General features: G+C 68.1%; 23 protein-coding genes and 1 pseudogene. 15 read left to right on the plus strand and 9 right to left on the minus strand.

Features of this window, described 5'->3' with window-relative positions; all coding sequences use genetic code 11:
- The first annotated feature begins 6 nt into the window (after window positions 1-6).
- The 3 genes from ACFXHE_RS37075 (at window position 7) to ACFXHE_RS37085 (ending at window position 681) form a co-directional block, all read left to right on the plus strand.
- Entirely contained in the window at window positions 7-225 is a 219-nt protein-coding gene (locus ACFXHE_RS37075) for an MbtH family protein (RefSeq protein ID WP_354836456.1), read from the plus strand.
- A 120-nt stretch (window positions 226-345) separates the two neighbouring features.
- Entirely contained in the window at window positions 346-492 is a 147-nt protein-coding gene (locus ACFXHE_RS37080) for a hypothetical protein (RefSeq protein ID WP_157184737.1), read from the plus strand.
- Between the two features lie 63 nt (window positions 493-555).
- Complete coding sequence (locus ACFXHE_RS37085; protein WP_354836454.1) at window positions 556-681, plus strand: hypothetical protein; 126 nt, start codon at window positions 556-558, stop codon at window positions 679-681.
- A gap of 184 nt (window positions 682-865) precedes the next feature.
- Here the strand turns inward: ACFXHE_RS37085 and ACFXHE_RS37090 are convergent, their stop codons facing one another.
- Complete coding sequence (locus ACFXHE_RS37090) at window positions 866-1,348, minus strand: ester cyclase (RefSeq protein WP_379389318.1); 483 nt, start codon at window positions 1,346-1,348, stop codon at window positions 866-868.
- Between the two features lie 102 nt (window positions 1,349-1,450).
- Here ACFXHE_RS37090 and ACFXHE_RS37095 point away from each other — a divergent pair, with 102 nt between their 5' ends.
- Window positions 1,451-2,119 carry a TetR/AcrR family transcriptional regulator C-terminal domain-containing protein gene (locus tag ACFXHE_RS37095; protein ID WP_379389319.1) on the plus strand — a complete coding sequence of 223 codons (669 nt, stop codon included), beginning with the start codon at window positions 1,451-1,453 and terminating at the stop codon, window positions 2,117-2,119.
- Here the strand turns inward: ACFXHE_RS37095 and ACFXHE_RS37100 are convergent.
- A complete protein-coding gene (locus tag ACFXHE_RS37100) occupies window positions 2,107-2,472 on the minus strand; it encodes a hypothetical protein (protein ID WP_379389320.1) in 366 nt (121 codons plus the stop codon). The genes ACFXHE_RS37095 and ACFXHE_RS37100 overlap by 13 nt on opposite strands.
- A gap of 135 nt (window positions 2,473-2,607) precedes the next feature.
- On the opposite strand from ACFXHE_RS37100, the gene ACFXHE_RS37105 reads away from it, so the two are divergent.
- Complete coding sequence (locus tag ACFXHE_RS37105; RefSeq protein WP_379389321.1) at window positions 2,608-3,861, plus strand: cytochrome P450; 1,254 nt, start codon at window positions 2,608-2,610, stop codon at window positions 3,859-3,861.
- A gap of 445 nt (window positions 3,862-4,306) precedes the next feature.
- Window positions 4,307-6,076, plus strand: coding sequence for a hypothetical protein (locus ACFXHE_RS37110; protein ID WP_379389322.1), 1,770 nt, complete (start codon window positions 4,307-4,309; stop codon window positions 6,074-6,076).
- Between the two features lie 131 nt (window positions 6,077-6,207).
- On the opposite strand, the pseudogene ACFXHE_RS37115 reads toward ACFXHE_RS37110, so the two are convergent.
- A pseudogene (locus ACFXHE_RS37115) lies at window positions 6,208-6,594 on the minus strand (hypothetical protein); the annotation flags it as partial.
- Between the two features lie 321 nt (window positions 6,595-6,915).
- On the opposite strand from ACFXHE_RS37115, the gene ACFXHE_RS37120 reads away from it, so the two are divergent.
- Window positions 6,916-7,119: a hypothetical protein gene (locus tag ACFXHE_RS37120; RefSeq protein ID WP_364614165.1), complete on the plus strand. Its 204-nt coding sequence runs from the start codon at window positions 6,916-6,918 to the stop codon at window positions 7,117-7,119.
- A 3-nt stretch (window positions 7,120-7,122) separates the two neighbouring features.
- On the opposite strand, the gene ACFXHE_RS37125 is transcribed toward ACFXHE_RS37120, so the two are convergent.
- Window positions 7,123-8,343, minus strand: a complete 1,221-nt coding sequence (locus tag ACFXHE_RS37125; protein WP_379389361.1) for a TetR/AcrR family transcriptional regulator — start codon at window positions 8,341-8,343, stop codon at window positions 7,123-7,125.
- Window positions 8,344-8,438: 95 nt separating this feature from the next.
- Between ACFXHE_RS37125 and ACFXHE_RS37130 the strand changes: the two genes are divergently transcribed.
- Together ACFXHE_RS37130 and ACFXHE_RS37135 are read left to right on the plus strand one after the other, a co-directional pair.
- Window positions 8,439-8,882, plus strand: coding sequence for an SRPBCC family protein (locus ACFXHE_RS37130; protein WP_379389323.1), 444 nt, complete (start codon window positions 8,439-8,441; stop codon window positions 8,880-8,882).
- Window positions 8,883-8,902: 20 nt separating this feature from the next.
- A complete protein-coding gene (locus ACFXHE_RS37135) occupies window positions 8,903-9,667 on the plus strand; it encodes an enoyl-CoA hydratase (RefSeq protein ID WP_379389324.1) in 765 nt (254 codons plus the stop codon).
- A gap of 298 nt (window positions 9,668-9,965) precedes the next feature.
- Here ACFXHE_RS37135 and ACFXHE_RS37140 read toward each other — a convergent pair whose 3' ends face one another.
- Complete coding sequence (locus tag ACFXHE_RS37140; protein ID WP_379389326.1) at window positions 9,966-10,556, minus strand: TetR/AcrR family transcriptional regulator; 591 nt, start codon at window positions 10,554-10,556, stop codon at window positions 9,966-9,968.
- A 112-nt stretch (window positions 10,557-10,668) separates the two neighbouring features.
- Between ACFXHE_RS37140 and ACFXHE_RS37145 the strand changes: the two genes are divergently transcribed.
- Genes ACFXHE_RS37145 through ACFXHE_RS37170 form a run of 6 tightly spaced genes read left to right on the plus strand, consistent with a single transcriptional unit; the run spans window position 10,669 to window position 18,721 of the window.
- Window positions 10,669-12,231, plus strand: a complete 1,563-nt coding sequence (locus ACFXHE_RS37145; protein ID WP_379389328.1) for a carboxyl transferase domain-containing protein — start codon at window positions 10,669-10,671, stop codon at window positions 12,229-12,231.
- An 8-nt stretch (window positions 12,232-12,239) separates the two neighbouring features.
- Window positions 12,240-14,267: a biotin carboxylase N-terminal domain-containing protein gene (locus tag ACFXHE_RS37150; RefSeq protein ID WP_379389330.1), complete on the plus strand. Its 2,028-nt coding sequence runs from the start codon at window positions 12,240-12,242 to the stop codon at window positions 14,265-14,267.
- Window positions 14,264-15,424 (plus strand): acyl-CoA dehydrogenase family protein, encoded by a 1,161-nt coding sequence (locus ACFXHE_RS37155; protein ID WP_379389332.1) that lies wholly within the window; start codon window positions 14,264-14,266, stop codon window positions 15,422-15,424. The genes ACFXHE_RS37150 and ACFXHE_RS37155 overlap by 4 nt, the downstream gene beginning before the upstream one ends.
- A gap of 11 nt (window positions 15,425-15,435) precedes the next feature.
- The gene (locus ACFXHE_RS37160) at window positions 15,436-15,945 is read left to right on the plus strand and encodes a MaoC family dehydratase (protein WP_379389363.1); all 510 of its coding nucleotides are present in this window, start codon (window positions 15,436-15,438) and stop codon (window positions 15,943-15,945) included.
- Window positions 15,942-16,775: a CoA ester lyase gene (locus ACFXHE_RS37165; RefSeq protein ID WP_354836428.1), complete on the plus strand. Its 834-nt coding sequence runs from the start codon at window positions 15,942-15,944 to the stop codon at window positions 16,773-16,775. The genes ACFXHE_RS37160 and ACFXHE_RS37165 overlap by 4 nt, the downstream gene beginning before the upstream one ends.
- Window positions 16,776-16,786: 11 nt before the next feature.
- Window positions 16,787-18,721 (plus strand): acetoacetate--CoA ligase, encoded by a 1,935-nt coding sequence (locus ACFXHE_RS37170; RefSeq protein WP_379389334.1) that lies wholly within the window; start codon window positions 16,787-16,789, stop codon window positions 18,719-18,721.
- Window positions 18,722-18,727: 6 nt separating this feature from the next.
- On the opposite strand, the gene ACFXHE_RS37175 is transcribed toward ACFXHE_RS37170, so the two are convergent.
- The 4 genes from ACFXHE_RS37175 to ACFXHE_RS37190 all read right to left on the minus strand — a co-directional run bounded on the left by ACFXHE_RS37175 (window position 18,728) and on the right by ACFXHE_RS37190 (window position 21,901).
- On the minus strand, window positions 18,728-19,153 hold the full coding sequence (locus tag ACFXHE_RS37175; protein ID WP_379389335.1) for a DUF4254 domain-containing protein: 426 nt from the start codon (window positions 19,151-19,153) through the stop codon (window positions 18,728-18,730).
- A gap of 136 nt (window positions 19,154-19,289) precedes the next feature.
- Complete coding sequence (locus ACFXHE_RS37180; RefSeq protein WP_379389337.1) at window positions 19,290-20,051, minus strand: SDR family NAD(P)-dependent oxidoreductase; 762 nt, start codon at window positions 20,049-20,051, stop codon at window positions 19,290-19,292.
- Window positions 20,052-20,131: 80 nt separating this feature from the next.
- A complete protein-coding gene (locus ACFXHE_RS37185; RefSeq protein ID WP_379389339.1) occupies window positions 20,132-20,713 on the minus strand; it encodes a TetR/AcrR family transcriptional regulator in 582 nt (193 codons plus the stop codon).
- 33 nt (window positions 20,714-20,746) lie between these two features.
- Window positions 20,747-21,901 (minus strand): epoxide hydrolase family protein, encoded by a 1,155-nt coding sequence (locus ACFXHE_RS37190; RefSeq protein WP_379389341.1) that lies wholly within the window; start codon window positions 21,899-21,901, stop codon window positions 20,747-20,749.
- Between the last annotated feature and the right edge of the window lie 68 nt (window positions 21,902-21,969).

Consider the following 21,969-nt stretch of genomic DNA (forward strand, 5'->3'; position numbering starts at 1 on the left):
ACCCGAATGAGCAATCCCTTCGATGACGAAAACGCGCAGTTCTACGTACTTGTCAACGAGGAGGCCCAGCATTCGCTGTGGCCGGTGTTCGCCGCCGTCCCCGGTGGCTGGACCGTCGCGCACGGTCCGGCCCGCCGGCAGAGCTGCCTGGACTATGTCGAAGCGCACTGGACCGATATGCGGCCGGCGTCGCTGGTTCAGGCGATGGCGGCCGATCCCGAATAGCCCTGCGGTACACCAGTTCCGCAGCCAAGACCCGGGGTCATATCGGCCCCGTGCGGCGGTCCCGAGAAGAAACCACACATCGAGGGGGTCTGTCCGCGTCGTGAAAGAAAGGGAAACACCATGACCACCACTCCTCCCCCCACCGGTGGCGGAACCACCGTCGACATCGGCGCCCTGATGACCCAGGTGCTGCAGTTCCTCGGCGCTGGTTCCACCGCGAGCTACAACCCCAAGGGCCCGAAGGCCAAGCGCCGCAACGCGAAGTAATTCGCACTGCCGCTACGCGAAGAGATTCGCACTGAAGAAAACAATCTCGAAAGGATTCACCCCATGCCTATCTACACGGGCAGTGGCTTCACCGACCTCCTGCTGGCCTTCGCTCACCTCGTGACTTCTGGATCGTCGACGTCGATCACCCAGCCGGGCGCGGGCACCACCACGCCGCCGGTCGTCTAGGAGGCGCGATGTTCAGCGGCAGTGCAATCAACGACCTCTTCGCGATGATGGCGAAGGCGTTGGGCACCGGCTCCTCGTACACCTTCCCGCCGCAGACCACTGCGTAGCGGTCGGCCAGGTGTGAAGGCCGCCAGGACATTCCGGTCCTGGCGGCCCCGGGGTCATGACTCCCGGCCGTCGGCGCTCAGTCGACGGCCGGCCAGTCCCAGCCCAGCTGAAGAAACATGCCCAGCCGGTCGCTGACCGCGCGGATCTCGCTGATGCGCGAGTCGGTCAGGGTGAAGATCCAGATCTGCTCGACGTCGCAGGTGCGTCCGGTCGGCTCCGGCATCCGGGCATGCGCGCCGGTGTGGCGGCCGATCACCCGTAGCCGCGCCACGATCCGATCGTCCTCACCGATCAACTCCTGCACCAGGATTCCGCTCTCCTGCTCGTCGATGGCACTGCCTTGTGGCTTGTCGATGGCACTGAAGGCCGCGAGCTGCTGACGGAAGCCCTCGATGGCGGCGCCCGGTGCGTCCTCCTCCCCGAAGATCACCCTGTTGTGGTCGATCACCTGCGGGGACAGGTAACGGACCCACTCGGTCCCACCCTCGAGGCCGTGGTTGAGCGCGTCGATGAACGCGGTGATGACGGTCTTGTTGTCGGCGACGGTGGTGGTGGTCATGCGTTTCCTCCCTTTCCGATGACTCTTACGTCGTAAGAGTTCGTTGCTGTGGACTATGATTCACTTACGACGTAAGAGTTGTCAACGCTGAAAGGAAGACCGATGGCCGCCAAGCGCACCCGGGCCGAACGAGCAGGCATTTCCCGCGAGCAGGTGCTCGACGCGGCACTCGCCTTCGCCGATCGGGACGGCCTGGCCGCGCTGTCCATGCGTAAGCTCGGCGCCGAACTCGGCGTGGAGGCCATGACCCTGTACCACTACGTCCCGAACAAGGACGCCCTGCTCGACGGCATGGTCGAGCGCGTCATGTCCGAGGCCGACGCCGGATTCACCGACGGCCCTTGGCAATCGGTCCTCGTCGACTACGCCCGCGCCCTGCGGACCGCACTGCTCGCGCATCCCGGCGCGCTGCCGCTGATCGCGACCCGGCCCGCGGTGACCCCGAAGACCCTGCAGACCGCCGAACGCGGCCTGAAACTATTGGTGGAGGCAGGTTTCGACCTCGGCCCCGCCCTCGACGCCCTGAACGCGCTCACCCTGTTCGTGGTGGCCCACGCCAATTCCGAAGCCCGTACGGCCCTCGTCAACGAGGCGGGCGATCCCGGATCGGTCGACTACCTGAAAAGCCTCGAGCCCGAGGAATTCCCGCTGATCCTGCAGGCGGCACGCACCGGCGCGGGCACCGATGATCACACCCGTTTCGAGTTCGCCATAGCGGCCCTCGTCCACGGCTTCGCCGCCGCGGGACTACCGGTGAATCACCAGGTGTGAGAGCGATACCCGGAATCGCAGCCGGTCAGCGTTGCAGTTGCTACAGGACCCGGCCCGCGGTTTCGGTGCTGGATCGGATCAGCGAGTGATCCACCGGCTCCGGCGCCGCGTAGCGCCCCGACCATGGTGTCCCATTGCGCGGCGGTCTGTTCCGGACTGCCGTCCCCGCCGGGCAGCACCACCACCGGATCCGGGTGCGCAGCGGTCGGCGCGCAATCGATGGCCGGCTCGATGGTGTCCCCGGCCGGCAGTGTCCGGGTTCCGGGCCCGGTATCCGGCGCAGCCTGCGCCGTTCCCATCGACGGCACTGCCGCCCCCGCGACGACAGCAGCGATCTTCGCCATAATTCTCATGGGCACAACGCCTTCCGGCCCGATTTGTGTAACCCGCCCGAAACCTCGTTAACCGGCAGTTTCTGACCTGCGGGCCCTTGGGGGCCGACGCTGCCTTGGGTACTATTCTGCCGCAACCGATTCCAAGGAGACTACGTGTATCCGCAGCACACGCAACAGGGTGCTACCGCCAGCTCGAAGTCGCCGGTCGAGGACATGGGTCCGCGAATCCCGATCTACAGCCCGGAATTCGCCGCCGATCCCCACGGGTACTACCGTCGGATGCGCAGCGACTATGGCGCGCTGGTGCCGGTCGAGATCTGGCCGGGAGTACCCGCGACCCTGGTCGTCAAATACGCGACCGCGGTGCGTATTCTCAACGACTCCACTCATTTTCCGGCCGATCCGAGTGCCTGGCAGCGGTCCGTTCCCGCCGATATCCCGATCATGCCGATGATCGAGTACCGGCCCAACGCGATCCGCACCAGCGGCCCGGTGCACACTCGCTACCGCAAGGCGCTGAGCGACGCCCTGGCCGGGATCGACCTGAACTCGGTGCGATCCATGGTGGAGCGCACCGCGGTCCCCGTGGTCAACACCTTCTGCGAGGACGGACGGGCCGACGTGCTGAGCCAGTACGCCCTCCCGCTGGTCTTCTCCGTCTTCTGTCAGTCACTCGGCTGTCCGCCGGACATCGGTGAGCGCGTCGCGGCCGCCAGTGCCGCGATGTTCGACGGCGTGGACACGGAGACCGTGAACGCGAGCATGGGCGAGGCATTGCTCGACCTCACGGCGCTGAAGCGGGTTCAGCCCGGCGACGACGTCACCACCAGACTGGTCCAGCATCCCGCCGGGCTGTCCGACGAGGAGATGGTGCATCAGCTGGTCCTGCTGTTCGCGGCAGGTGTCGAACCGCCCCTGAATCTCATCGCCAACACCCTGCTGCTGATGATGACCGACAGCCGCTTCACCAGTGCCGTACAAGGGATTCCGCTGCCGACGAGCACCGCGATCGGCGAGCGGCTCGCCACCGACCCGCCGATGGCGAACTACTGCATCACCTACCCGCGGCAGCCCACCCTGATCGAGAACGTGTGGCTGCCGGCCGATCAGCCGGTCATCATCAGCATGGCCGCCTGCAATACCGATCCGGAGTTGAACCCGGGCGAATCCCTCGGCAACGCATGGAACCTGGCGTTCAGCTCCGGCGATCACGCCTGCCCCGTGCACGCCCAGTCGTACGGGCGTCTGCTCGCGCAGGAGGTCATCGATCAACTCCTGGACTTCCTCCCGGAAGTCCAATTGGCGGTCGCCGCAGACGATCTCGTGTGGCGGCCCGGCCCGTTCCACCGGGCGCTGACCGAGTTGCCCGTGGTGTTCCCGCCTACTAGGCCGTTTCCCGCTGTGTAGGTGTAGCTTCCGGCGCCTCGGACCCATGGTGGCCCCGGTCTGTGATTGTTCACCGTGAGCCGCGACACGATTTGTGTAACAATACAATCCATGACACGGTCGGTCGAAGGTAGTTCTGCGGCAACGGTGTTGCCGCAGTCCGACGCGGCCGCAATGTGGGCTCATCAGCGGGTATGCGCTGCTACCCAACCGGTACGAACACACCTACCACCCCGGCGACAGGACCAGATCGGGCGACCGTCGCCGCGGGGACGTCACGTGAAGGTGTGTGGTGCGTCGAACTTTTGACAGGTGATCGCCCGGCTCCCTTCTTCCGGTCCCCGCGGTGCCCGTGTGAGCGTGCGCCAACGGTGGCCCCCGGTGCATCGAAGTTCGGCAGCGATCGTCTCGCATGCCCAGTGGTGGACGAATCGCCGCTGGGATCGTGAATGAGTAGGAGGCGGTTATGGATACGCACGGGCGCAAGGAAGGGACATCGCTGGCCGAGCTGCTTCGGCACGGTGACCTGGCATTCGACCAGCGGTTGCAGAAGGTGCTCAGCAACCCGGACTACTTCGTCACGGAGCGGCAGAGCCAGGCGGAGCGCCGGCAGAACGCCTACGACCAGCTGCGATATCTGGTCCAGGAGATCGGTAGTACCAGCGATGTCGCTACCCGCCTCCCGCAGCTGTTCGCGGTGTTCGACTGGGCGGCAGTGCTGGCGACGGACCTGATTCCGCTGATCTCGGGCCACTACAACCTGGCCTCGGGCAGCCTCGCCACCCTGACCGATTCCGATTCGGCCGCACCGTATCTGGAGGATCTGGACGACGCCTCCGCGATCGGCGTCATGCTGCTGACCGAGTACGGGTGCGGCTCCAATATCCAGTTCATGCAGACCCGCGCGACCTGGGACGGCGACGGGTTCGTGATCAACACCCCGAACCCGCGGGCACGCAAGTTCATGCCGAGCGTCGGTATCCCGGTGTCCCGGGTTTGCGTCGTCGGCGCCCGCTACATCGACTCGGCGGGCGTCGACCAGGGCGTGCATCTGTTCACGGCGCGCCTGCGCGGCGCCGATGGCGAACCGGCGCCCGGCGTGACGATCACCCAGCTGGACCACCAGCCGCTGGTCATCATGGACAACTCGGTGATCAGCTTCGACAATCTCCGGGTCGAGCGCAGCGCCTGGCTGAGCAACGACCTGGCCACCATCGACGACGACGGCGTGCTGACCTGGCGCGACGAGACCAGCCAGAAGCGGGCATTCGCCTCGGCGATCAGCCAGCTCACCGTGGGACGCTTGGCGCTCTCGTCCTGCCTGAACGCCTCCGCCCGTGCCGCGCTCTACATCGCGCTGCGCTACGCCTCCAAGCGGGTAGTGCCGCTGACACCGTTCGACAGCCCGCTCATGGCCGATATCCCGCACGTGCGCGATACCCTGCTCACCGATCTGGCCGGTACCGTCGCCCGCACGATCTACGGGAACGCGATCAAGACATCGCTCGCGGGCAGCGATCTCACCAGTCGTGACACCGTCGTCTCGGTGATGCTGGCCAAGCACTACATCCAGCCGCACGCCTTGCAGTCCGTGACCAACAGCCGCCTCAAGATGGCCGCCCAGGGCATGTTCAGCGCCAACCGGGTCGCCGACTATCTCGGTGTCTGTCATGCGGCCATCACCGGCGAGGGCGACTGCCATGTGCTCGGCTCCGTGGCCGGTCGCGTCCTGGCCAAGCACCTGGCCGGGAAGCCGGTCCCCGAAGTCCGCGTGCACGATGGCGCGGATCCCGGCGACCGCATGAGCCTGTTCAGCGCACGCACTCTGACGATCGTGGAGGAGGCGCAGCACTATCTGACGACGCCGGGGCTCGAAGCCCGGCTGGCGATCATTCCGGAGGCGTTGGAGCTGGCCGAGGCATACAGCGCCGAAGAGGCGCTGCAGCTGCTCCACCAGTATTCCGATCATCCCGAGATCATCGCCGTGCGTGACGTTTTCGCACTGAGCTACCTCGATCAGCACGCCACCTGGTATCTCACCCGCGGCCTGCTCGACATCGACGCGGTGAAGACGATCAAGCAGCAGCTCCGCCTGGCCCTCGACAACCTCGCCGACAAGCTACCGACGCTGCTGGACGCGTTCGGCCTCGACGATGAAATTCTCGGCGCACCGGTCCTTTCCGACGATCTGCCGGCCGCGTGGGTCTCCCGCATCGACGATCGACGACGTCCCTGATCCTGTCCGGTAGGACCCGGCGGCGTGGTGGGCTGCGGCCCGCGAGGTCTCGCCCACCGCGCTGGACTGGGGTCGATGCTGTATTCGGCGACGCCCGGATACAAGTACGCAAGCGCGGCCGGCGCAAGGGCCTGCTGCCCGGCCCGGTATAGCGCGGTCGCGAGCACCCGGGCGATTTCCTCGCGTTCGGGATGCGCGTCGAAGATGGTGCGCAGTTCGATGGCGACCTCGGTCGAGCCGATTGCGTTCCAGTTCCACCGCCGTGTGCATTTCCGCCGCAGTGAGCCGGAGATCTGTAAGTCCCTCGTATAGCGAATGTGCACTTGCAGCATCCACAGGCCGTTACGCGGCGGATTGTCTTCCCGCAGATCGTCGATGAGCCGATCGGCGCTGGTGGCGCGGTCGCCCGCAGCGGCGAGGCGGGCCGGCGAAGTCCGTAACATGATGGCCCCCAAACCAACCGACTGGTCTTCTATGCTGAGTTGGATCGGGCCGAGTACATGAATCGGTTCGACCATAGGACAGCAATTATTCCGCCGCGACGCGGCCGCAAACGGCGGAAACCGGTGAGTGAATTCGACTCGCGCGTGCAGCTTCAACCATCGGCGAATGTTTGGCAAATATATTTGCTCAGAAGAGAAGCCCTAATCACCACGAAAGAGTCCCGGAAGCGTGGCGGCGAATACTTTTCGGCATGACGGCTACACCGGGATTGCCAATGGTGACCGCAATGAGCAGGAGCGAGGACTACGAGGCCGTGCCTGGCGGCGATCATGCGCGCCGCAGCCTGGCCGCCCGGAGTCCCGCAATCGCTGACGGGTAGCTATGAGAGGAAGACCATGAGCCGGAGTGACACGGTCGAACCGAACACCATCGGCCTCTACTGGGACCGCGACGGCGACATCTGGCAGCGGGAGGACGCCGGCTGGCGGCTCATCCTGCAGAGCGGCGTCGCCGTCGATCCGATCTCGCTGTGGGACTGGGACAAAGGGCACGTGTGCGATTACGCGCCGTTCACCCCGCTGAAAACCCTGGCCGGTTAGCCCTCAGGACTCCGGCGTCCCGGCTCCGAAGAGGGTGACCTCCATGAGCCGGATCACCCTGGGCTGCGGGCAGATCGCCGGATACCCGCCGAACTCCCGGCTCAGGTCCACCACCAGACCGAAAGCGGCCTGCACCAGGATGCGCGCCTCGCCCTCGGACAGTTCCGGGCGCACCGCCACCAGCAGCCGCACCCACTCGGTCACGATGAGCCGCTGCACATTGCGCAGCATGGTGCGCTCCTCGGCCGCGACGTGCCCGAACTCGGCGTAGTACACGAAGGTCAGCTCGCGCTCGGCGAACGACCCCGCGACATACAGGTCCACCAGCTTGCTCATCGCCTCGGCCGGACTCGACGAGGACGCCACCGCCGGCCCGATCGCTCCCGACACCCGATCCGCCGCCCGCCGGAACGCGGCGGCCAGCAGATCGCCCTTGCTGCGGTAGTAGCGGTACACCGCCGAGGCCGCCGACAGATCCGCCGCCGCCGCGATGTCCTCCACGCTCACGTTCGGATAGCCGCGCGCGTGGAACAGCTCGACGGCCTTCTTGAGCAGCAGCTCATGCTTGAAGCTCTGCGGAATCTCCACCGCCCGCGGCGGCTCGGCGACAGTGCCCTCGGGCGGCAGCTCGGTCGCGATGATGGCGTCGCAGGCCGAATGTAGCAGGGCCGTCAGCGATTTCGCGGGCAGCGTGGCGTGATGGTCGCCAATGCTGGAGATGACGCTGAGTATCGACACCGCCCGCACCGCGCGACTGTGCCCGTCCAGTTCGGGCCGCACATCCGCGATGAGCCCGCGCAGGGTGGTCAGCGCCGCGGTGAACTGCTCCTCGAGGGTCTGCCGGTCGGTGTCGTCGAGGTAGCGGCGCTCCCAGCGCACCAGGGTGACCGTGGCGCGATTGGCGATGGTCTCGGCGATCAACCGGTCCAGCACCCGGTCCAGCCGCTCGCGCGGGGACAGGCCCTCGGACTCGTCCGGCGGGGTGGCGGCCTCCGCGGTCAGCCGCGCCAGCCGCAGCAACTCCTCGCGGAAGAGCGCGTATTTGCTCGGATAGTGGCGATACAGTGCGGCTGAGGAAATGCCGAGCCGCGCGGCGATGTCCTCCATGCTGACGCCGTGATAGCCCAGCGAACCGAAGGCGGCGGCCGAGGTGGCGGCGATCTGGGCGCGCCGGTTCTTCGGGCGGCGGCGGATCACGCGCTGCGGCTGCTCCTCGACGGTCATATTCGCAATGGTAGTCACCAGGCATTTCCGTCCACGCCGCGCCGCCGATCTCGTAGGCTGCCCACAGGATCCGCGTCCATCAGAACGGAGCCGGCATGCGCACGGTCGATGTCGAACGCACCATCGCGGCAGCACCGCCCGACGTCTTCGACTGGCTCACCGATGTCACCAATTACCAACGGGTCCCGATGGTTCGCCGCGTCACCCTGGTGCGTCCCGGCGATACCGCGGGCAACGGCGCGGGCGCGGTGCGCCTGGTGGTGACCCCGCTGCTGCGCCTCACCGAGGAGATCGTGGAATACGATCCGCCCCGCCTCATGCGCTACCGATTGCTGAATTCCGTTCCGCCGCTGCGGCATCAGGAGGGTTCCATCACCTGCGCGCCGGTCGCGTCCGGCACCCGGGTGCGCTGGTCGTCCACCTTCGAGATCGCCGCGCCCGTGCTCGCGCCGCTGTGGACGCGGATCTTCCTGCCGGTGGTGCGCGGTGGCTTCGTCATGGTGTTGCGAACCGCGGAGCGCGAGTTGGGCGGGCGGTGACGCGGGTTACCATCTGGGCCATGGCGGAGATCAAGGTGGAGCGCCTGAACTCAGTGGCGCTCGTAACGGTGCACGACCCGGACAAGCGGAATGCGTTGACGCTGGACCTGTCCGCCGATCTCGCGGACGCGGTGGCGGACGCGGAGGCCGACGACTCGGTACACGCGCTGGTGGTCACCGGCACGCCCCCGGCCTTCTGCGCGGGCGCGAACCTGACCGCCCTGGGTGAGGCGAAAGAGGAGGGCCTGCGGGCCATCTACGAGGGCTTCCTGGCGGTGGCGCGCTGCAAGCTGCCCACCGTCGCGGCGGTCGGCGGCGCGGCGGTCGGCGCGGGCCTGAACCTGGCCCTGGCCGCGGACGTGCGATTCGCGAATCCCAAGGCGCGCTTCGATGCTCGCTTCCTGCGTCTGGGCATCCACCCGGGCGGCGGCATGACCTGGATGCTGCAGCGTGCGGTCGGTCCGCAGCAGGCCACGGCCATGACGCTGTTCGGTGAGGTGCTCGACGCGCAGGCCGCCGCGCAGGCCGGTCTGGTGCACCGCGTCGTCGACGGCGATCATGCCGCCCTGGTGGCCGCCGCCGTCGAATTCGCCTCCGCCACCGCGGAAGTCCCGCGCGAGCTGCTCATCACCACCAAGCGCACCATGCGCGCCACCCGCGCCCTGGCCGCCCACGCCGAGGCGGTGAACACCGAGGTGGTGCCGCAGCTGGCCTCCCTCGAATCCCCGGAATTCGCCGCCCGCCTGGCCGCGGCCCAGACCCGGATCACGGGTTCGAAAAACTGAAAAACACAGTGGCGGGGGGGGGGGGGGGGGGGGGCGCCCCCCCCGCCCCCCCCCCCCCCCCCGCCCCCCCCCCCCGGCCCCCGCCCCCCCCGCCCCCGGCCCGCGGGGCGGCCCCAGAAAAAACAACCACCGGGGGCGGGGCGCCCACAACCCCCCCCCCCCGCCACCGTCCCCGCCCGCGCTCGGGGAGATTCGGCCCGCCACCGCGAGTGCCCGCGCCGGGACGTGGTCGCCTGCGCCACATCTGTACCGCGCCAGCGGAATTCAGCTCAGCGCTGGTTTCGACCTGGTGCCGACCTCACCCCAGAGCCGCGAGCGCCATGCGCCGCAGCACCGGCCGCGCGCGGGTCGCGCTGGCCGGCGCGCTGTGCGGCGTGGAGTTGATCAGGCCGAAAGTCGCGTGCGCCTGCACACGCGCCGCCTGCTCGGGTAGCTCCGGCCGCAGTTCACGCAGCACCGCCACCCAGACCTCCACGTACTGCCGCTGGGTGCGCCGCACCTGACGGCGCGCGGACTCCGGCAGGTTCTCCAGGTCGCGATCCTGGATCCGGATGAGCTCGGGCTCGCCGAGGGCGAAGTCGAGGTGGAAATCCACCAGCCCGCTCAGCGCCTCCCGCGGCGACGCCGCCTGCTCGGCCACGGCCTGGCCGCCGTCGAGCAGCCGCTGACTGATGCCGACCAGCAGCTCGACCAGCAGCGCCTCCTTGTTGGGGAAGTGCCGATACACCGCGGGCCCGCTGATCCCGGCCGCCGCGCCCAGGTCGTCGAGCCGCATGCCCAGGAATCCGCGATCGGCGATGAGCCGCGCCCCCGCGTCCAGCAGCTGCTGCCTACGCTGGGCTTTGAGCTGCTCACGACGGGTGAGCGTGACGGTTTCCGCAGTGTTCACCGTGGCTCCCTCTCGCCGGTGCTGGACAACTCAGTTAGTGAAGATTATCTTATTTTCCAGTTATTGGTGACTAACCGAGCGGCCGGATCGGCCGCACGGGGAGGCGGAGCGGATGACGCTGACCGAAGGCACACGGACCGGGAACCGGGCCACGCATCTGGCGCTGGTCGACGAGCTGCGGGAGCGGCTGGCCGGCAGCGCGCTGGGCGGGCCGGAGCGGGCCCGGGAACGGCACCTGGCGCGCGGCAAGCTGCTGCCGCGCCAGCGGGTGGACCAGCTGCTGGACACCGGCAGCCCGTTCCTGGAGCTGTCGCCACTGGCGGCCAACGGCATGTACGACGACGAGTCACCCGGCGCGGGCGTGATCGGCGGCATCGGCCGCGTCTCCGGGCGCGAGTGCGTGATCATCGCCAATGACGCGACGGTCAAGGGCGGCACCTACTACCCGATGACGGTCAAGAAGCACCTGCGCGCCCAGGAGGTGGCGCTGCAGAACAACCTGCCGTGCATCTACCTGGTCGACTCCGGCGGCGCCTACCTGCCCCGTCAGGACGAGGTGTTCCCCGATCGCGAGCACTTCGGCCGCATCTTCTACAACCAGGCGAACATGAGCGCCAAGGGCATCGCGCAGATCTCCGCGGTGCTCGGCTCCTGCACCGCCGGTGGCGCGTACGTGCCCGCCATGAGCGACGAGACCGTCATCGTGCGCAATCAGGGCACCATCTTCCTGGGCGGCCCGCCGCTGGTGAAGGCGGCCACCGGTGAGGTGGTCACCGCCGAGGAGCTGGGCGGCGGCGATCTGCACTCGCGCACCTCGGGTGTCACCGACCACCTGGCCGAGAGCGATCAGGACGCGCTGCGCATCGTGCGCAATATCGTGGCCACCCTCGGCCCGAAGACCCCGACCCCGTGGGATGTCGCGCCGACCGTGGATCCCATTGCGCCGCAGGACGAGCTGTACGACGTGGTCCCGGTGGACCTGCGCACCCCGTACGACGTCCGCGAGGTCATCACCCGCATGGTGGACGGCGGCGAATTCCAGGAATTCAAGGCCGAATACGGCAAGACGCTGGTCACCGGCTTCGCCCGCATCCACGGCCACCCGGTCGGCATCGTCGCCAACAATGGCGTGCTGTTCAGCGAATCCGCCATGAAGGGCGCGCATTTCATCGAACTGTGCGACAAGCGCCAGATCCCGCTGCTGTTCCTGCAGAACATCACCGGGTTCATGGTCGGGCGCGACTACGAGGCGGGCGGCATCGCCAAGCACGGCGCCAAGATGGTGACCGCGGTGGCGTGCGCCCGCGTGCCCAAGCTGACCGTGGTCATCGGCGGCTCCTACGGCGCGGGCAACTACTCCATGTGCGGGCGCGCGTATTCGCCGCGCTTCCTGTGGATGTGGCCCAATGCCCGCATCTCGGTCATGGGCGGCGAGCAGGCGGCCTCCGTGCTGGCCACCGTGCGCGGTGACCAGTCCGAGGCGGACCTCGAGGCGTTCAAGGCCCCGATCCGGGAGCAGTACGAATACCAGGGCAACCCGTACTACTCCACGGCCCGCCTCTGGGACGATGGCGTCATCGACCCCGCCGACACCAGAACCGTTGTCGGCCTGGCCCTCTCGGTCTGCGCGCAGGCCCCGCTCGAGCCCGTCTCCTACGGCGTCTTCCGGATGTGATGACCTTGATGAACACGATGTCCTCCTTTGTCTCCGACAAAGCGCAACCCGTCGCCTTCGACACCGTGCTGGTCGCCAATCGCGGCGAGATCGCGGTGCGGGTCATTCGCACCCTGCGCGCCATGGGGATTCGATCGGTCGCGGTCTACAGCGACGCCGACGCCGACGCCCGCCATGTGCGTGAGGCCGATACCGCGGTTCGCCTCGGCCCGGCCCCCGCGCGCGAGTCCTACCTCAGCATCGACAAGGTGGTCGCGGCCGCCGTGCGCTCCGGCGCGCAGGCCGTACACCCGGGATACGGCTTCCTGTCGGAGAATTCGGCCTTCGCGGCCGCACTCGAGGCCGCGGGCATCGCCTTCCTGGGCCCGTCCGCCCGCGCCATCGAGGTGATGGGCGACAAGATCACCGCCAAGAACGCGGTGGCCGAATACGGCGTGCCGGTGGTGCCCGGCATCGCCAAGCCCGGCCTCACCGACGCCGAATTGATCGACGCCGCAACGGAGATCGGCTACCCGGTGCTGGTGAAGCCGTCCGCCGGTGGCGGCGGCAAGGGCATGCGCCGGGTCGACGATCCGGCCGACCTGCCCGCCGCCCTGGTCAGCGCCCGCCGCGAGGCCGGCGCGGCCTTCGGCGACGACACCCTGTTCCTGGAGCGCTTCGTCACCCGCCCCCGGCACATCGAGGTGCAGATCCTGGCCGACCAGTTCGGCCACGTGCTGCACCTGGGCGAGCGCGAGTGCAGCCTGCAGCGCCGCCACCAGAAGGTGATCGAGGAGGCGCCCTCGCCGCTGCTGGATCCGCAGACCCGCGCCCGGATCGGCGCGGCCGCCTGCAATACCGCGCGCAGTGTCGACTATGTCGGCGCGGGCACGGTCGAGTTCATCGTCTCCGCCGACCAGCCGGACGAGTTCTTCTTCATGGAGATGAACACCCGCCTGCAGGTCGAGCACCCCGTGACCGAGCTGGTCACCGGTGTCGATCTGGTGGAATGCCAGGTGCGCATCGCGGCCGGGCAGAAGCTGGCGGCCGCGCAGGACGACATCCGGCTCACCGGCCACGCCATCGAGGCGCGCGTCTACGCCGAGGACCCGGGCCGCGACTTCCTGCCCACCGGCGGCACCGTGCTCGCACTGTCGGAGCCGGAAGGCCCCGGCGTGCGGGTGGATTCGGGCCTGCGTGCCGGCACCGTGGTCGGCAGCGACTACGACCCGATGCTGTCCAAGGTCATCGCCCACGCCGCCGACCGCACCGCCGCCATCGCCAAACTCGATGCGGCCCTGCGGGACACGCAGATCCTGGGCGTGCGCACCAATACCGATTTCACGCGCTTCCTGCTCGCCGACCCGGATGTCCGTGCGGGACAGCTGGATACCGGTCTGCTGGACCGCCGCGCCGTGGACTTCGCGCCCGAACCGGTCAGCGACGAGCAGTTCATCGCCGCCGCGGCCGAACTCTGGCTGCGCCGCTGGCCGGCCGCCCCGGTCGATCCGTGGCAGCAGCCCACCGGCTGGCGGGTCGGCGCGCACGCACCCGTCGGCATCCGCCTCATCGGCGGCGACCGCACCGCCCACGTGTACCTGTCCGGGACCCCGGAGCAGGCGACGGCCTGGGTCGAGGGCGGCGAAAAGCACGTCTTGACAGTGGAATCCGACGGTGACTCGCTGATGCTGGCCCTCGACGGCCTGCGCACCCGCTTCCGCGTCGCCACCGGGTCCGGTCAGATCTGGGTCGCCGACCGCACCGGCACCGCGCTGCTGCGCGAGGTCGCCGAGGCCGATGTCCGCGGCGGTGACGCCCATGTCGGCGATGCCGAGATCCAGAGCCCCATGCCGGGTTCGGTCATCGCCACCCCGGCCGCCGACGGCGAGATCGTCGCCGTGGGCACGCCCATCGTGGTCGTGGAGGCCATGAAGATGGAACACACCCTCACCGCACCCATTGCCGGCCGCGTCGAACTGCTGGTCGAGCCGGGCACGCAGGTGAAACTCGAACAGCCGCTGGCTCGCATCATCGCCGAGGAGAACACCCAGTCATGACCGATTTCCTGTCCACCGGAACCCTGCCGGACGAGTACCGCGAACTCGCCCTCACCGTCCGCGATTTCGCCAACCAGGTGGTGGCCCCGGTCGCCGCCAAGCACGACGCCGAGCACAGCTTCCCCTACGAGGTGGTCTCGGGCATGGCCGACATGGGCCTGTTCGGCCTGCCGTTCCCGGAGGAGTTCGGCGGCATGGGCGGCGACTACTTCGCGCTGTGCCTGGCCCTCGAGGAGCTCGGCAAGGTCGACCAGAGCGTGGCCATCACCCTGGAGGCCGGTGTCTCCCTGGGCGCCATGCCGATCTACCGCTTCGGCAACGACAAGCAGAGGGCGGAGTGGCTGCCGCTGCTGGCCAGCGGGCGCGCGCTGGGCGCGTTCGGCCTCACCGAGCCCGGCGCGGGCAGTGACGCGGGCGGCACCCGCACCACCGCGCGGCTGGACGGCGACAGCTGGATCATCAACGGCTCCAAGCAGTTCATCACCAACTCGGGCACCGACATCACCCGGCTGGTGACGGTCACCGCGGTCACCGGGGGAGTGGACGGCAAGAAGGAGATCTCGACGATCATCGTGCCGACCGACACTCCCGGCTTCACCGCCGAACCCGCCTACAACAAGGTCGGCTGGAACGCCTCCGACACCCACCCGCTCAGCTTCGACGACGTCCGGGTGCCCGCCGAGAACCTGCTCGGCGAGCGCGGCCGCGGCTACGCCAACTTCCTGCGCATCCTCGACGAGGGCCGGATCGCCATCGCGGCGCTGTCGGTCGGCGCGGCGCAGGGCTGCGTGGACGAGAGCGTGCGCTACGCCAAGGAGCGCGAGGCCTTCGGCCGCGCCATCGGCAGCAACCAGGCCATCGCCTTCAAGATCGCCCGCATGGAGGCGCGCGCCCACATGGCCCGCACCGCCTACTACGACGCGGCCGCGCTCATGCTGTCCGGCAAGCCTTTCAAGAAGCAGGCCGCCATCGCCAAGCTGGTCGCCAGCGAGGCCGCCATGGACAATGCCCGCGACGCCACGCAGATCTTCGGCGGCTACGGCTTCATGAACGAATATGCTGTGGCGCGGCACTATCGCGACAGCAAGATCCTGGAAATCGGTGAGGGCACCACGGAGGTGCAGTTGATGCTGATCGGTCGGGAGCTCGGCCTGTGAGCGAGCGACAAATGGGCACCGCCGAGGTGAAGCGGGTCGTCCAGCGCGGCTTGTGGTTCGACGAGTTCGAGATCGGCGTGGTGTACGAGCACCGGCCCGGCCGTACCATCACCGAGGCCGACAATGTGCTGTTCACGACGCTGACCATGAACACCCAGGCCCTGCACCTGGACGCGGCGTTCTCCGACGCGCTGCCACCGTTCCACCAGCGGCTGGTGAACTCCATGTTCACGCTGTCCACGCTGGTGGGCCTGTCGGTGGCGCAGCTGACCCAGGGCACCATCGTGGCCAACCTCGGCTTCTCCGAGATCGCCTTCCCCAAGCCGCTCTTCCACGGCGACACCCTGTACGCCGAGACCGTGGTGACCGACCTGCGGGAATCCAAGAGCCGCCCGGGCGAGGGCATCGTGACCTTCGCGCACACCGGGCGCAATCAGCACGGCGACATCGTGGCCACCGCCGCCCGCAAAACCCTTGTCCGACGGAGTCCGACATCCAGCCCGCTGGAGGCGCCCGCATGAGTTGGGAAATGCCCGGCCCCGCTTGGCTTTTCTGCCCCGCGGACCGGCCCGAGCGCTACGGCAAGGCCCTCGCCGCGGCCGACGTGGTCATCCTCGACCTCGAGGACGGCGTCGCCGAGGCCGACAAGGCGGCGGCCCGCGAGGCGCTCATCGCCACCCCGCTGGACCCCGAACGCACCGTCGTCCGCGTCAATGCCGCGGGCACCTTCGAGCACATGCTCGACCTGGACGCCCTGGCGCGCACCGAGTACCGGCGCATCATGCTGCCCAAATGCGAATCCGCCGAACAGATCACGCGGCTGACCGACTACGAGGTGATCGCGCTCATCGAATCCCCGCTGGGCGCGCTCGCGGTCGGGCGGGCGGTCATGGTGCGCAATGCCATCGGCGTCATGTGGGGCGCGGAGGATCTGGTCGCCGCGCTCGGCGGCAACTCCAGCCGGCACGCCGACGGCGGCTACCGGGATGTGGCGCGGCACGTGCGTTCCCAATCCCTGCTGGCCGCCAAGGCGTACGGCAAGTTCGCGCTGGACTCGGTGTACCTGGATATTCCGGATCTGACCGGGCTGGCGGCCGAATCGGAGGACGCGGTCGCCATCGGCTTCGACGCCAAGGTGGCCATCCACCCCAGCCAGGTGCCGGTCATCCGGACCGCCTACGCGCCGACGCCCGGCGAAGTCGACTGGGCGCGCAGACTATTGGCGGAAGCGCCGAACCATCGGGGTGTCTTCACCTTCGAGGGGCGCATGGTGGACATGCCGGTCATCCGGCATGCCGAGCGAATCGTGCAGCGGGCCGCCACGGCCGGCAGCGCGGGATTCGCGTCGTAGGAGGTATTGCGGTGGAACCACAGTGGGTGCCGAGCGATCAGGACATCGCCGAGGCACAGGTGACCAGCTTCGCGCTGTTCGTCGAGAAGCGCACCGGGCTGTCCCTGCCGGACTATCGAGCCCTGTGGCAGTGGTCGGTGGACGACCTGCCCGGCTTCTGGGGCGCGATCTGGGACTACTTCGATCTCGGCGAGCGCTCCGACGAGGTGCTCGGGAGCACGGAAATGCCCGGCGCACAGTGGTTCCCGGGCACCACGCTGAACTACGTCGAGCAGGTGATGCGGCAGGTCCGCGACGACCGGCCCGCCATCCTGTCCGTCGACGAGACCGGCGAGATCACCGAGATCTCCTGGGCCGCACTGATCGCCACCGCCGCCGCCTTCGCCCACACCCTGCGCGCGCAGGGCGTCGGACCCGGCGACCGGGTCGCCGGGTACCTGCCGAACATCCCCGAGGCCGTCATCGCCTTCCTGGCCACCGCCAGCATCGGGGCCGTCTGGAGCGGCTGCGGCCAGGACTACTCCGCCCAGGCCGCGCTCGACCGGCTCGGGCAGCTGGAACCGAAGGTGCTGGTCACCGCCGACGGCTATCGGTTCGGCGGCAAGGCGCACGACAAGACCGCCGATATCGCCGCCCTGCGCGCCGGACTGCCCTCGCTGGCCGCGACCGTGCTGGTGCCGCGCCTCGGCCTCGAGGTGCCCGGCACCCTGGCCTGGGAGAGCGTCGATCCCGGTGACGAGTTCGTCGTGCTCCCGATCGAGGAGGTGGATTTCGCGCACCCGCTGTGGGTGCTGTACTCCTCCGGCACCACCGGCAAGCCCAAGGGCATCGTGCACGGGCACGGCGGAGTCCTGCTCGAGCACCTCAAAGCCGTTGCCGTGCAATCGGATATCGGTCCCGATGACACGTTCTTCTGGTACACCAGCCCGAGCTGGATGATGTGGAACTTCCAGGTCGCCGGACTGCTGGTGGGCGCGACCATCGTCTGCTACGACGGCAGCCCCGCCGCGCCGACGCCGGATGCGCTGTGGCAGTTGGCCTCCCGTACCGGCGCGACAGTCCTCGGCACCAGCCCCGGCTATGTGCTGGCCTGCGCCAAGGCCGGATCCGTGCCGCGCACCGACCACGATCTGTCCGCCCTCCGGCTGGTCGGCATCACCGGCTCCTCGCTGCCCCCGTCGTCCTCGCTGTGGCTGCGCGACAATGTCGGCGAGCAGGTGCCGGTGGCCTCGATCAGCGGTGGCACCGATGTGGTGTCCGCCTTCATCGGCGGCGTCCGCACCGTGCCCGTCTGGCCCGGCGAGCTGTCCGCCCCGTACCTCGGTGTGGCCCTGGACGCCTGGGACGAGCAGGGCAATCCGGTGCGCGACGAGGTCGGCGAACTGGTCATCACCAAGCCGATGCCGTCCATGCCGGTGTCCTTCTGGAACGATCCCGACGGCTCCCGCTATCGCGACGCCTATTTCGAGATGTTCCCCGGTGTATGGCGGCACGGCGACTGGATCACCATTACCGAACACGGCAGCATCGTGGTGCACGGCCGCTCCGATTCCACCCTGAACCGGCAGGGCATCCGGATGGGCAGCGCCGATATCTATCAGGCGGTGGAACGCATACCGGAAATCGCCGAGGCACTGGTCATCGGCGCCGAACAACCGGACGGCGGCTACTGGATGCCGTTGTTCGTGGTGCTGACCCCCGGGACCGAATTGACCGACGAGCTGCGATCCCGCATCAATGCGACCATTCGCGCCGAAGTGTCCCCGCGACACGTGCCGGACGAAATCATCGCGGCACCCGGCATTCCGCATACTCGCACCGGCAAGAAACTGGAAGTGCCGATCAAGAAACTGTTCCAGGGCGCCGAGGTGTCCACGGTGGTGGCCCCCACGGCCGTCGACGTCCCCGAACTCCTGGACTGGTACGCCGCGCGCAAGCCGAAGTGAAGCGGGTCAGTGTGCACCGGGTAGACGACGACGCCCGGTGCACACTTCCGATGCCAAGTCCTCATATCCGACCGCCAATTCGGCCAGATGCTCCCAGGCAATGGTGAGTTCCCGGCCGGATTCGCGCGCCAGCGCCGCATAGGCGGTGGCGGTGAACCGGGCCAGCCGATCGATGACCGCGCCCAGGGTTTCGGTGTGTACCCGGGCCGCGCCGTGTGACGGCGGCAATTGCGCGGTCACCCAGCAGTCGATCTGATGCACCAGATCCGTTCGGATGGTGTCGAGTTCGATCAGCTGGGCCGGTTCGGCACTGAGCAGGCGCTCGTGCAGCGCGGTCAGATCTTGCGCCGCGCGTAGTAGTGGATGACCGGGCTGACGTGAACCTCGACAAGCCTCAAGGACCTGGTTCTTGGATGGCAGTGTGTCCCTCATCGCGACTCCTATAACGCGACCTGCGAATTCCCAGCACGTTAGTCAGCGCAGATGACAGGGACGTGTCTGCCGGTTCAACACCCCACTTCGATTCCGCTATTGGAAGCTCGCCGTACCCGTTGGATAAACGGTGAGATCACGCCGTCGCGCCGCCGTCGATCACCAGATCGTGGCCGATGACGAAAGCGGATTCCGGGGAGGACAGCCACACCACGGCCGCCGCGATCTCCGCCGGATCCCCGACCCGGCCCAGCGGAATTGCCGACGCCATACGCGCATCGCGATCCGCGCGAGTTTCCCCCGGGCGGAAGGACATTCGCGTATCGGTCGCACCCGGGCTGACCGCATTGATGCGAATACCGTCACCTATATGGTCACGCGCGGCGGTCTGGGTCAGCACGCTGACCGCCGCTTTGGATGCCGCGTAGGCCGCCAGACCCGGACGGCGGCCGTGCGCGCCGATATTCGAGGCCATATTCACGATGACGCCGCCGCCATTGCCGCGCATATGGGCGATCTCGTGTTTCATCGACAGGAAGACACCGGTCAGGTTGACATCCAGCACCCGGTGCCAGTCGGCATCCTCCAGATCGCCGACCGGGGCGGGCGTGCCCAGAATTCCGGCATTGTTGAAGGCCACATGTAGGGCGCCGTGCCGGCGCACAACCTCCTCGATCATGGCCGCGACCTGGTAGCCGTCGGTGACGTCGGCGACCAGGTGGTCCACCGCGCCGCCGACCGGCCGAACTCGTCCGGCCGCGTCGGCCAGCTGCTGCGCATCACGGCCCGCCAGCACCACCGTGGCGCCGAGATCGGCGAAGGCCTGGGCGGTCGCGCCCGCGATCGTGCCCGCGCCGCCGGTGATCAGCACAGTTTTGTCATCGAATCGGGTGCTCATGACGGTTCGTAACTCCTTTTTAGAATGATCGTTCTCGAATTTGGGCAGTGGGGAAGGCTGTGGATGAATGGGAAACCTGTTCAGCCGAGCACGGATACGGCCACGCGGGCCGCATCCTGCAGGCGTGCAGCCGAATCCGGCGTGCGCTCGATGACGCGGACTCCCTGGAAGAAGACGAGAAGGAATCGGGCGAGTGCGCGCGGGTCCGCGTCCGCGGCCAGTTCGCCCTGTGCGCGGGCGCGCAGCAGCGCGGAAGTCAATGTCGTCTCGAGGTGCGCCCAGCTGGACTCCACGAGCCGCGCCACCGCCTCGTCGCAGTGCGCCAACTCGACGGCGCTGTTCACGACCAGGCAGCCCAGAGATGAATCAGGACTGGATGCTTCGCGCACGAACCGCTGCACGAGTCCGCGCACCGCGGGCAGGACCGGACCCGGCTGCGACAGCTCGTCCATGATCACCGGATCGGTGGTCTCGAGGTAGCGCTGGAGGGCCTTCAGGTAGAGGTCGCGCTTGCCGCCGAAGGTCGAATAGATGCTCGCCCTGGCAATTCCAAGATGCTCAACCAGATCCGACATGGACGTCGCCTCATAGCCACGCTCCCAGAACAATTCGAGAGCGCGGCGGAGCATGGTGTCCGGATCGAACTCCTTGGTCCTCGCCATGGCGAGGACACTACGGCTTTCAAGACCAATCGGTCAAATATGGCGGGCTCGGTGGACCTTGCCGAAGCAGGCCTGAATATCGGCCACATGCGCCCGGGGAACGTCCATGGCCAGGAAGTGGTTGCCGGTGTTGCCCTCGGGCCAGTGCACGATGGTGTTGTCGAGGTCGGCGAGCCGGCGCATGAGCGGCGAGCCCCCGGCGTACACGCCGACCGGGACCAGCTTCTGGCCGGTCGGCCATGCGAAACCATGGTCGCCCAGTCCGTTGTACATGGGCCAGGACGAGGTGGCGGCGGTATCGGAGAACCAGTAGACGCTGACATTGGTCAGCAGCTGGTCGCGGTCCACGGCGTCCTCCAGTTGGTCGGCCAGCGGGGAGAACTCGTCGAACTTGTGGACCAGCCACGCGAGCAGGCCGACGGGGGAGTCGGTCCAGGCGTGCGCGAAGGTCTGCGGCGCCTGGCGGAGCAGGACATGGTGATTCACGCCGGACTGCCACTTCTGCATGAGATCCCACTCGGCGCGTTCCTCGGCCGTCATGGTCGGGACGTCCGCCTCGGTGGGCAGGCCGATGCCGCCGTCGATGTGCACGCCGACCAGGTGGCCGGGGGCGGCGATCGCCATCTCCTGCACCACGTACGCACCCAGATCCCCGCCCTGCGCGCCGTAGTGGTCGTAACCCAGGCGGGCCATGAGCTCCACCCACATGCGGGCCACGTGCCGCGGCCGCATGCCCGGTTCGCGCGGCGCCGCCGAGAACCCGAAACCCGGCACCGAAGGGATCACCACATGGAACGCCTGCGCCGACTCCATGCCGTGCGCTCGCGGATTCGTCAGCAGGGGAATGGTTTTCGCGAATTCTACGAAGCTGTTCGGCCAGCCGTGGGTGAGGATGAGCGGCAGCGCGTCCGGGTCGTCCGAGCGCACGTGCAGGAAGTGCACGTCCAGCCCGTCGATCTCGGTCAGGAACTGCGGGAATTCATTGAGCGCCGCTTCCTGTGCGCGCCAGTCGAATTCGGTGCGCCAGTATTCGGACAGCTCGCGGAGATAGGCCACCGGGACGCCGCGCTCCCAGCCCTGCCCCGGGAGTTGCCGGGTCCAGCGGGTCCGCGCCAGTCGGTCGAGGAGGCCATCGAGATCGGACTGCGGGATGGCGATGCGGAACGGTCGGATATCGGTGCTGGTCATCGTGTCTCCTGACGTCGGGCGGACGATCCGCTGACCACGGTAGGAGTCATATAGGACTATTCTCGTCC

Origin of the sequence: Nocardia sp. NPDC059229 (assembly GCF_042754165.1) — a bacterium.
GTDB lineage: Bacteria > Actinomycetota > Actinomycetes > Mycobacteriales > Mycobacteriaceae > Nocardia.

Coding starts and splice junctions, on each gene's coding strand:
- ACFXHE_RS37075 (WP_354836456.1), top strand. CDS start 7: ATGAGCAATCCCTTCGATGACGAAAACGCGCAGTTCTACGTACTTGTC.
- ACFXHE_RS37080 (WP_157184737.1), top strand. CDS start 346: ATGACCACCACTCCTCCCCCCACCGGTGGCGGAACCACCGTCGACATC.
- ACFXHE_RS37085 (WP_354836454.1), top strand. CDS start 556: ATGCCTATCTACACGGGCAGTGGCTTCACCGACCTCCTGCTGGCCTTC.
- ACFXHE_RS37090 (WP_379389318.1), bottom strand. CDS start 1,348: ATGACCACCACCACCGTCGCCGACAACAAGACCGTCATCACCGCGTTC.
- ACFXHE_RS37095 (WP_379389319.1), top strand. CDS start 1,451: ATGGCCGCCAAGCGCACCCGGGCCGAACGAGCAGGCATTTCCCGCGAG.
- ACFXHE_RS37100 (WP_379389320.1), bottom strand. CDS start 2,472: ATGAGAATTATGGCGAAGATCGCTGCTGTCGTCGCGGGGGCGGCAGTG.
- ACFXHE_RS37110 (WP_379389322.1), top strand. CDS start 4,307: ATGGATACGCACGGGCGCAAGGAAGGGACATCGCTGGCCGAGCTGCTT.
- ACFXHE_RS37120 (WP_364614165.1), top strand. CDS start 6,916: ATGAGCCGGAGTGACACGGTCGAACCGAACACCATCGGCCTCTACTGG.
- ACFXHE_RS37125 (WP_379389361.1), bottom strand. CDS start 8,343: ATGACCGTCGAGGAGCAGCCGCAGCGCGTGATCCGCCGCCGCCCGAAG.
- ACFXHE_RS37130 (WP_379389323.1), top strand. CDS start 8,439: ATGCGCACGGTCGATGTCGAACGCACCATCGCGGCAGCACCGCCCGAC.
- ACFXHE_RS37135 (WP_379389324.1), top strand. CDS start 8,903: ATGGCGGAGATCAAGGTGGAGCGCCTGAACTCAGTGGCGCTCGTAACG.
- ACFXHE_RS37145 (WP_379389328.1), top strand. CDS start 10,669: ATGACGCTGACCGAAGGCACACGGACCGGGAACCGGGCCACGCATCTG.
- ACFXHE_RS37150 (WP_379389330.1), top strand. CDS start 12,240: ATGAACACGATGTCCTCCTTTGTCTCCGACAAAGCGCAACCCGTCGCC.
- ACFXHE_RS37155 (WP_379389332.1), top strand. CDS start 14,264: ATGACCGATTTCCTGTCCACCGGAACCCTGCCGGACGAGTACCGCGAA.
- ACFXHE_RS37160 (WP_379389363.1), top strand. CDS start 15,436: ATGGGCACCGCCGAGGTGAAGCGGGTCGTCCAGCGCGGCTTGTGGTTC.
- ACFXHE_RS37165 (WP_354836428.1), top strand. CDS start 15,942: ATGAGTTGGGAAATGCCCGGCCCCGCTTGGCTTTTCTGCCCCGCGGAC.
- ACFXHE_RS37175 (WP_379389335.1), bottom strand. CDS start 19,153: ATGAGGGACACACTGCCATCCAAGAACCAGGTCCTTGAGGCTTGTCGA.
- ACFXHE_RS37180 (WP_379389337.1), bottom strand. CDS start 20,051: ATGAGCACCCGATTCGATGACAAAACTGTGCTGATCACCGGCGGCGCG.
- ACFXHE_RS37185 (WP_379389339.1), bottom strand. CDS start 20,713: ATGGCGAGGACCAAGGAGTTCGATCCGGACACCATGCTCCGCCGCGCT.
- ACFXHE_RS37190 (WP_379389341.1), bottom strand. CDS start 21,901: ATGACCAGCACCGATATCCGACCGTTCCGCATCGCCATCCCGCAGTCC.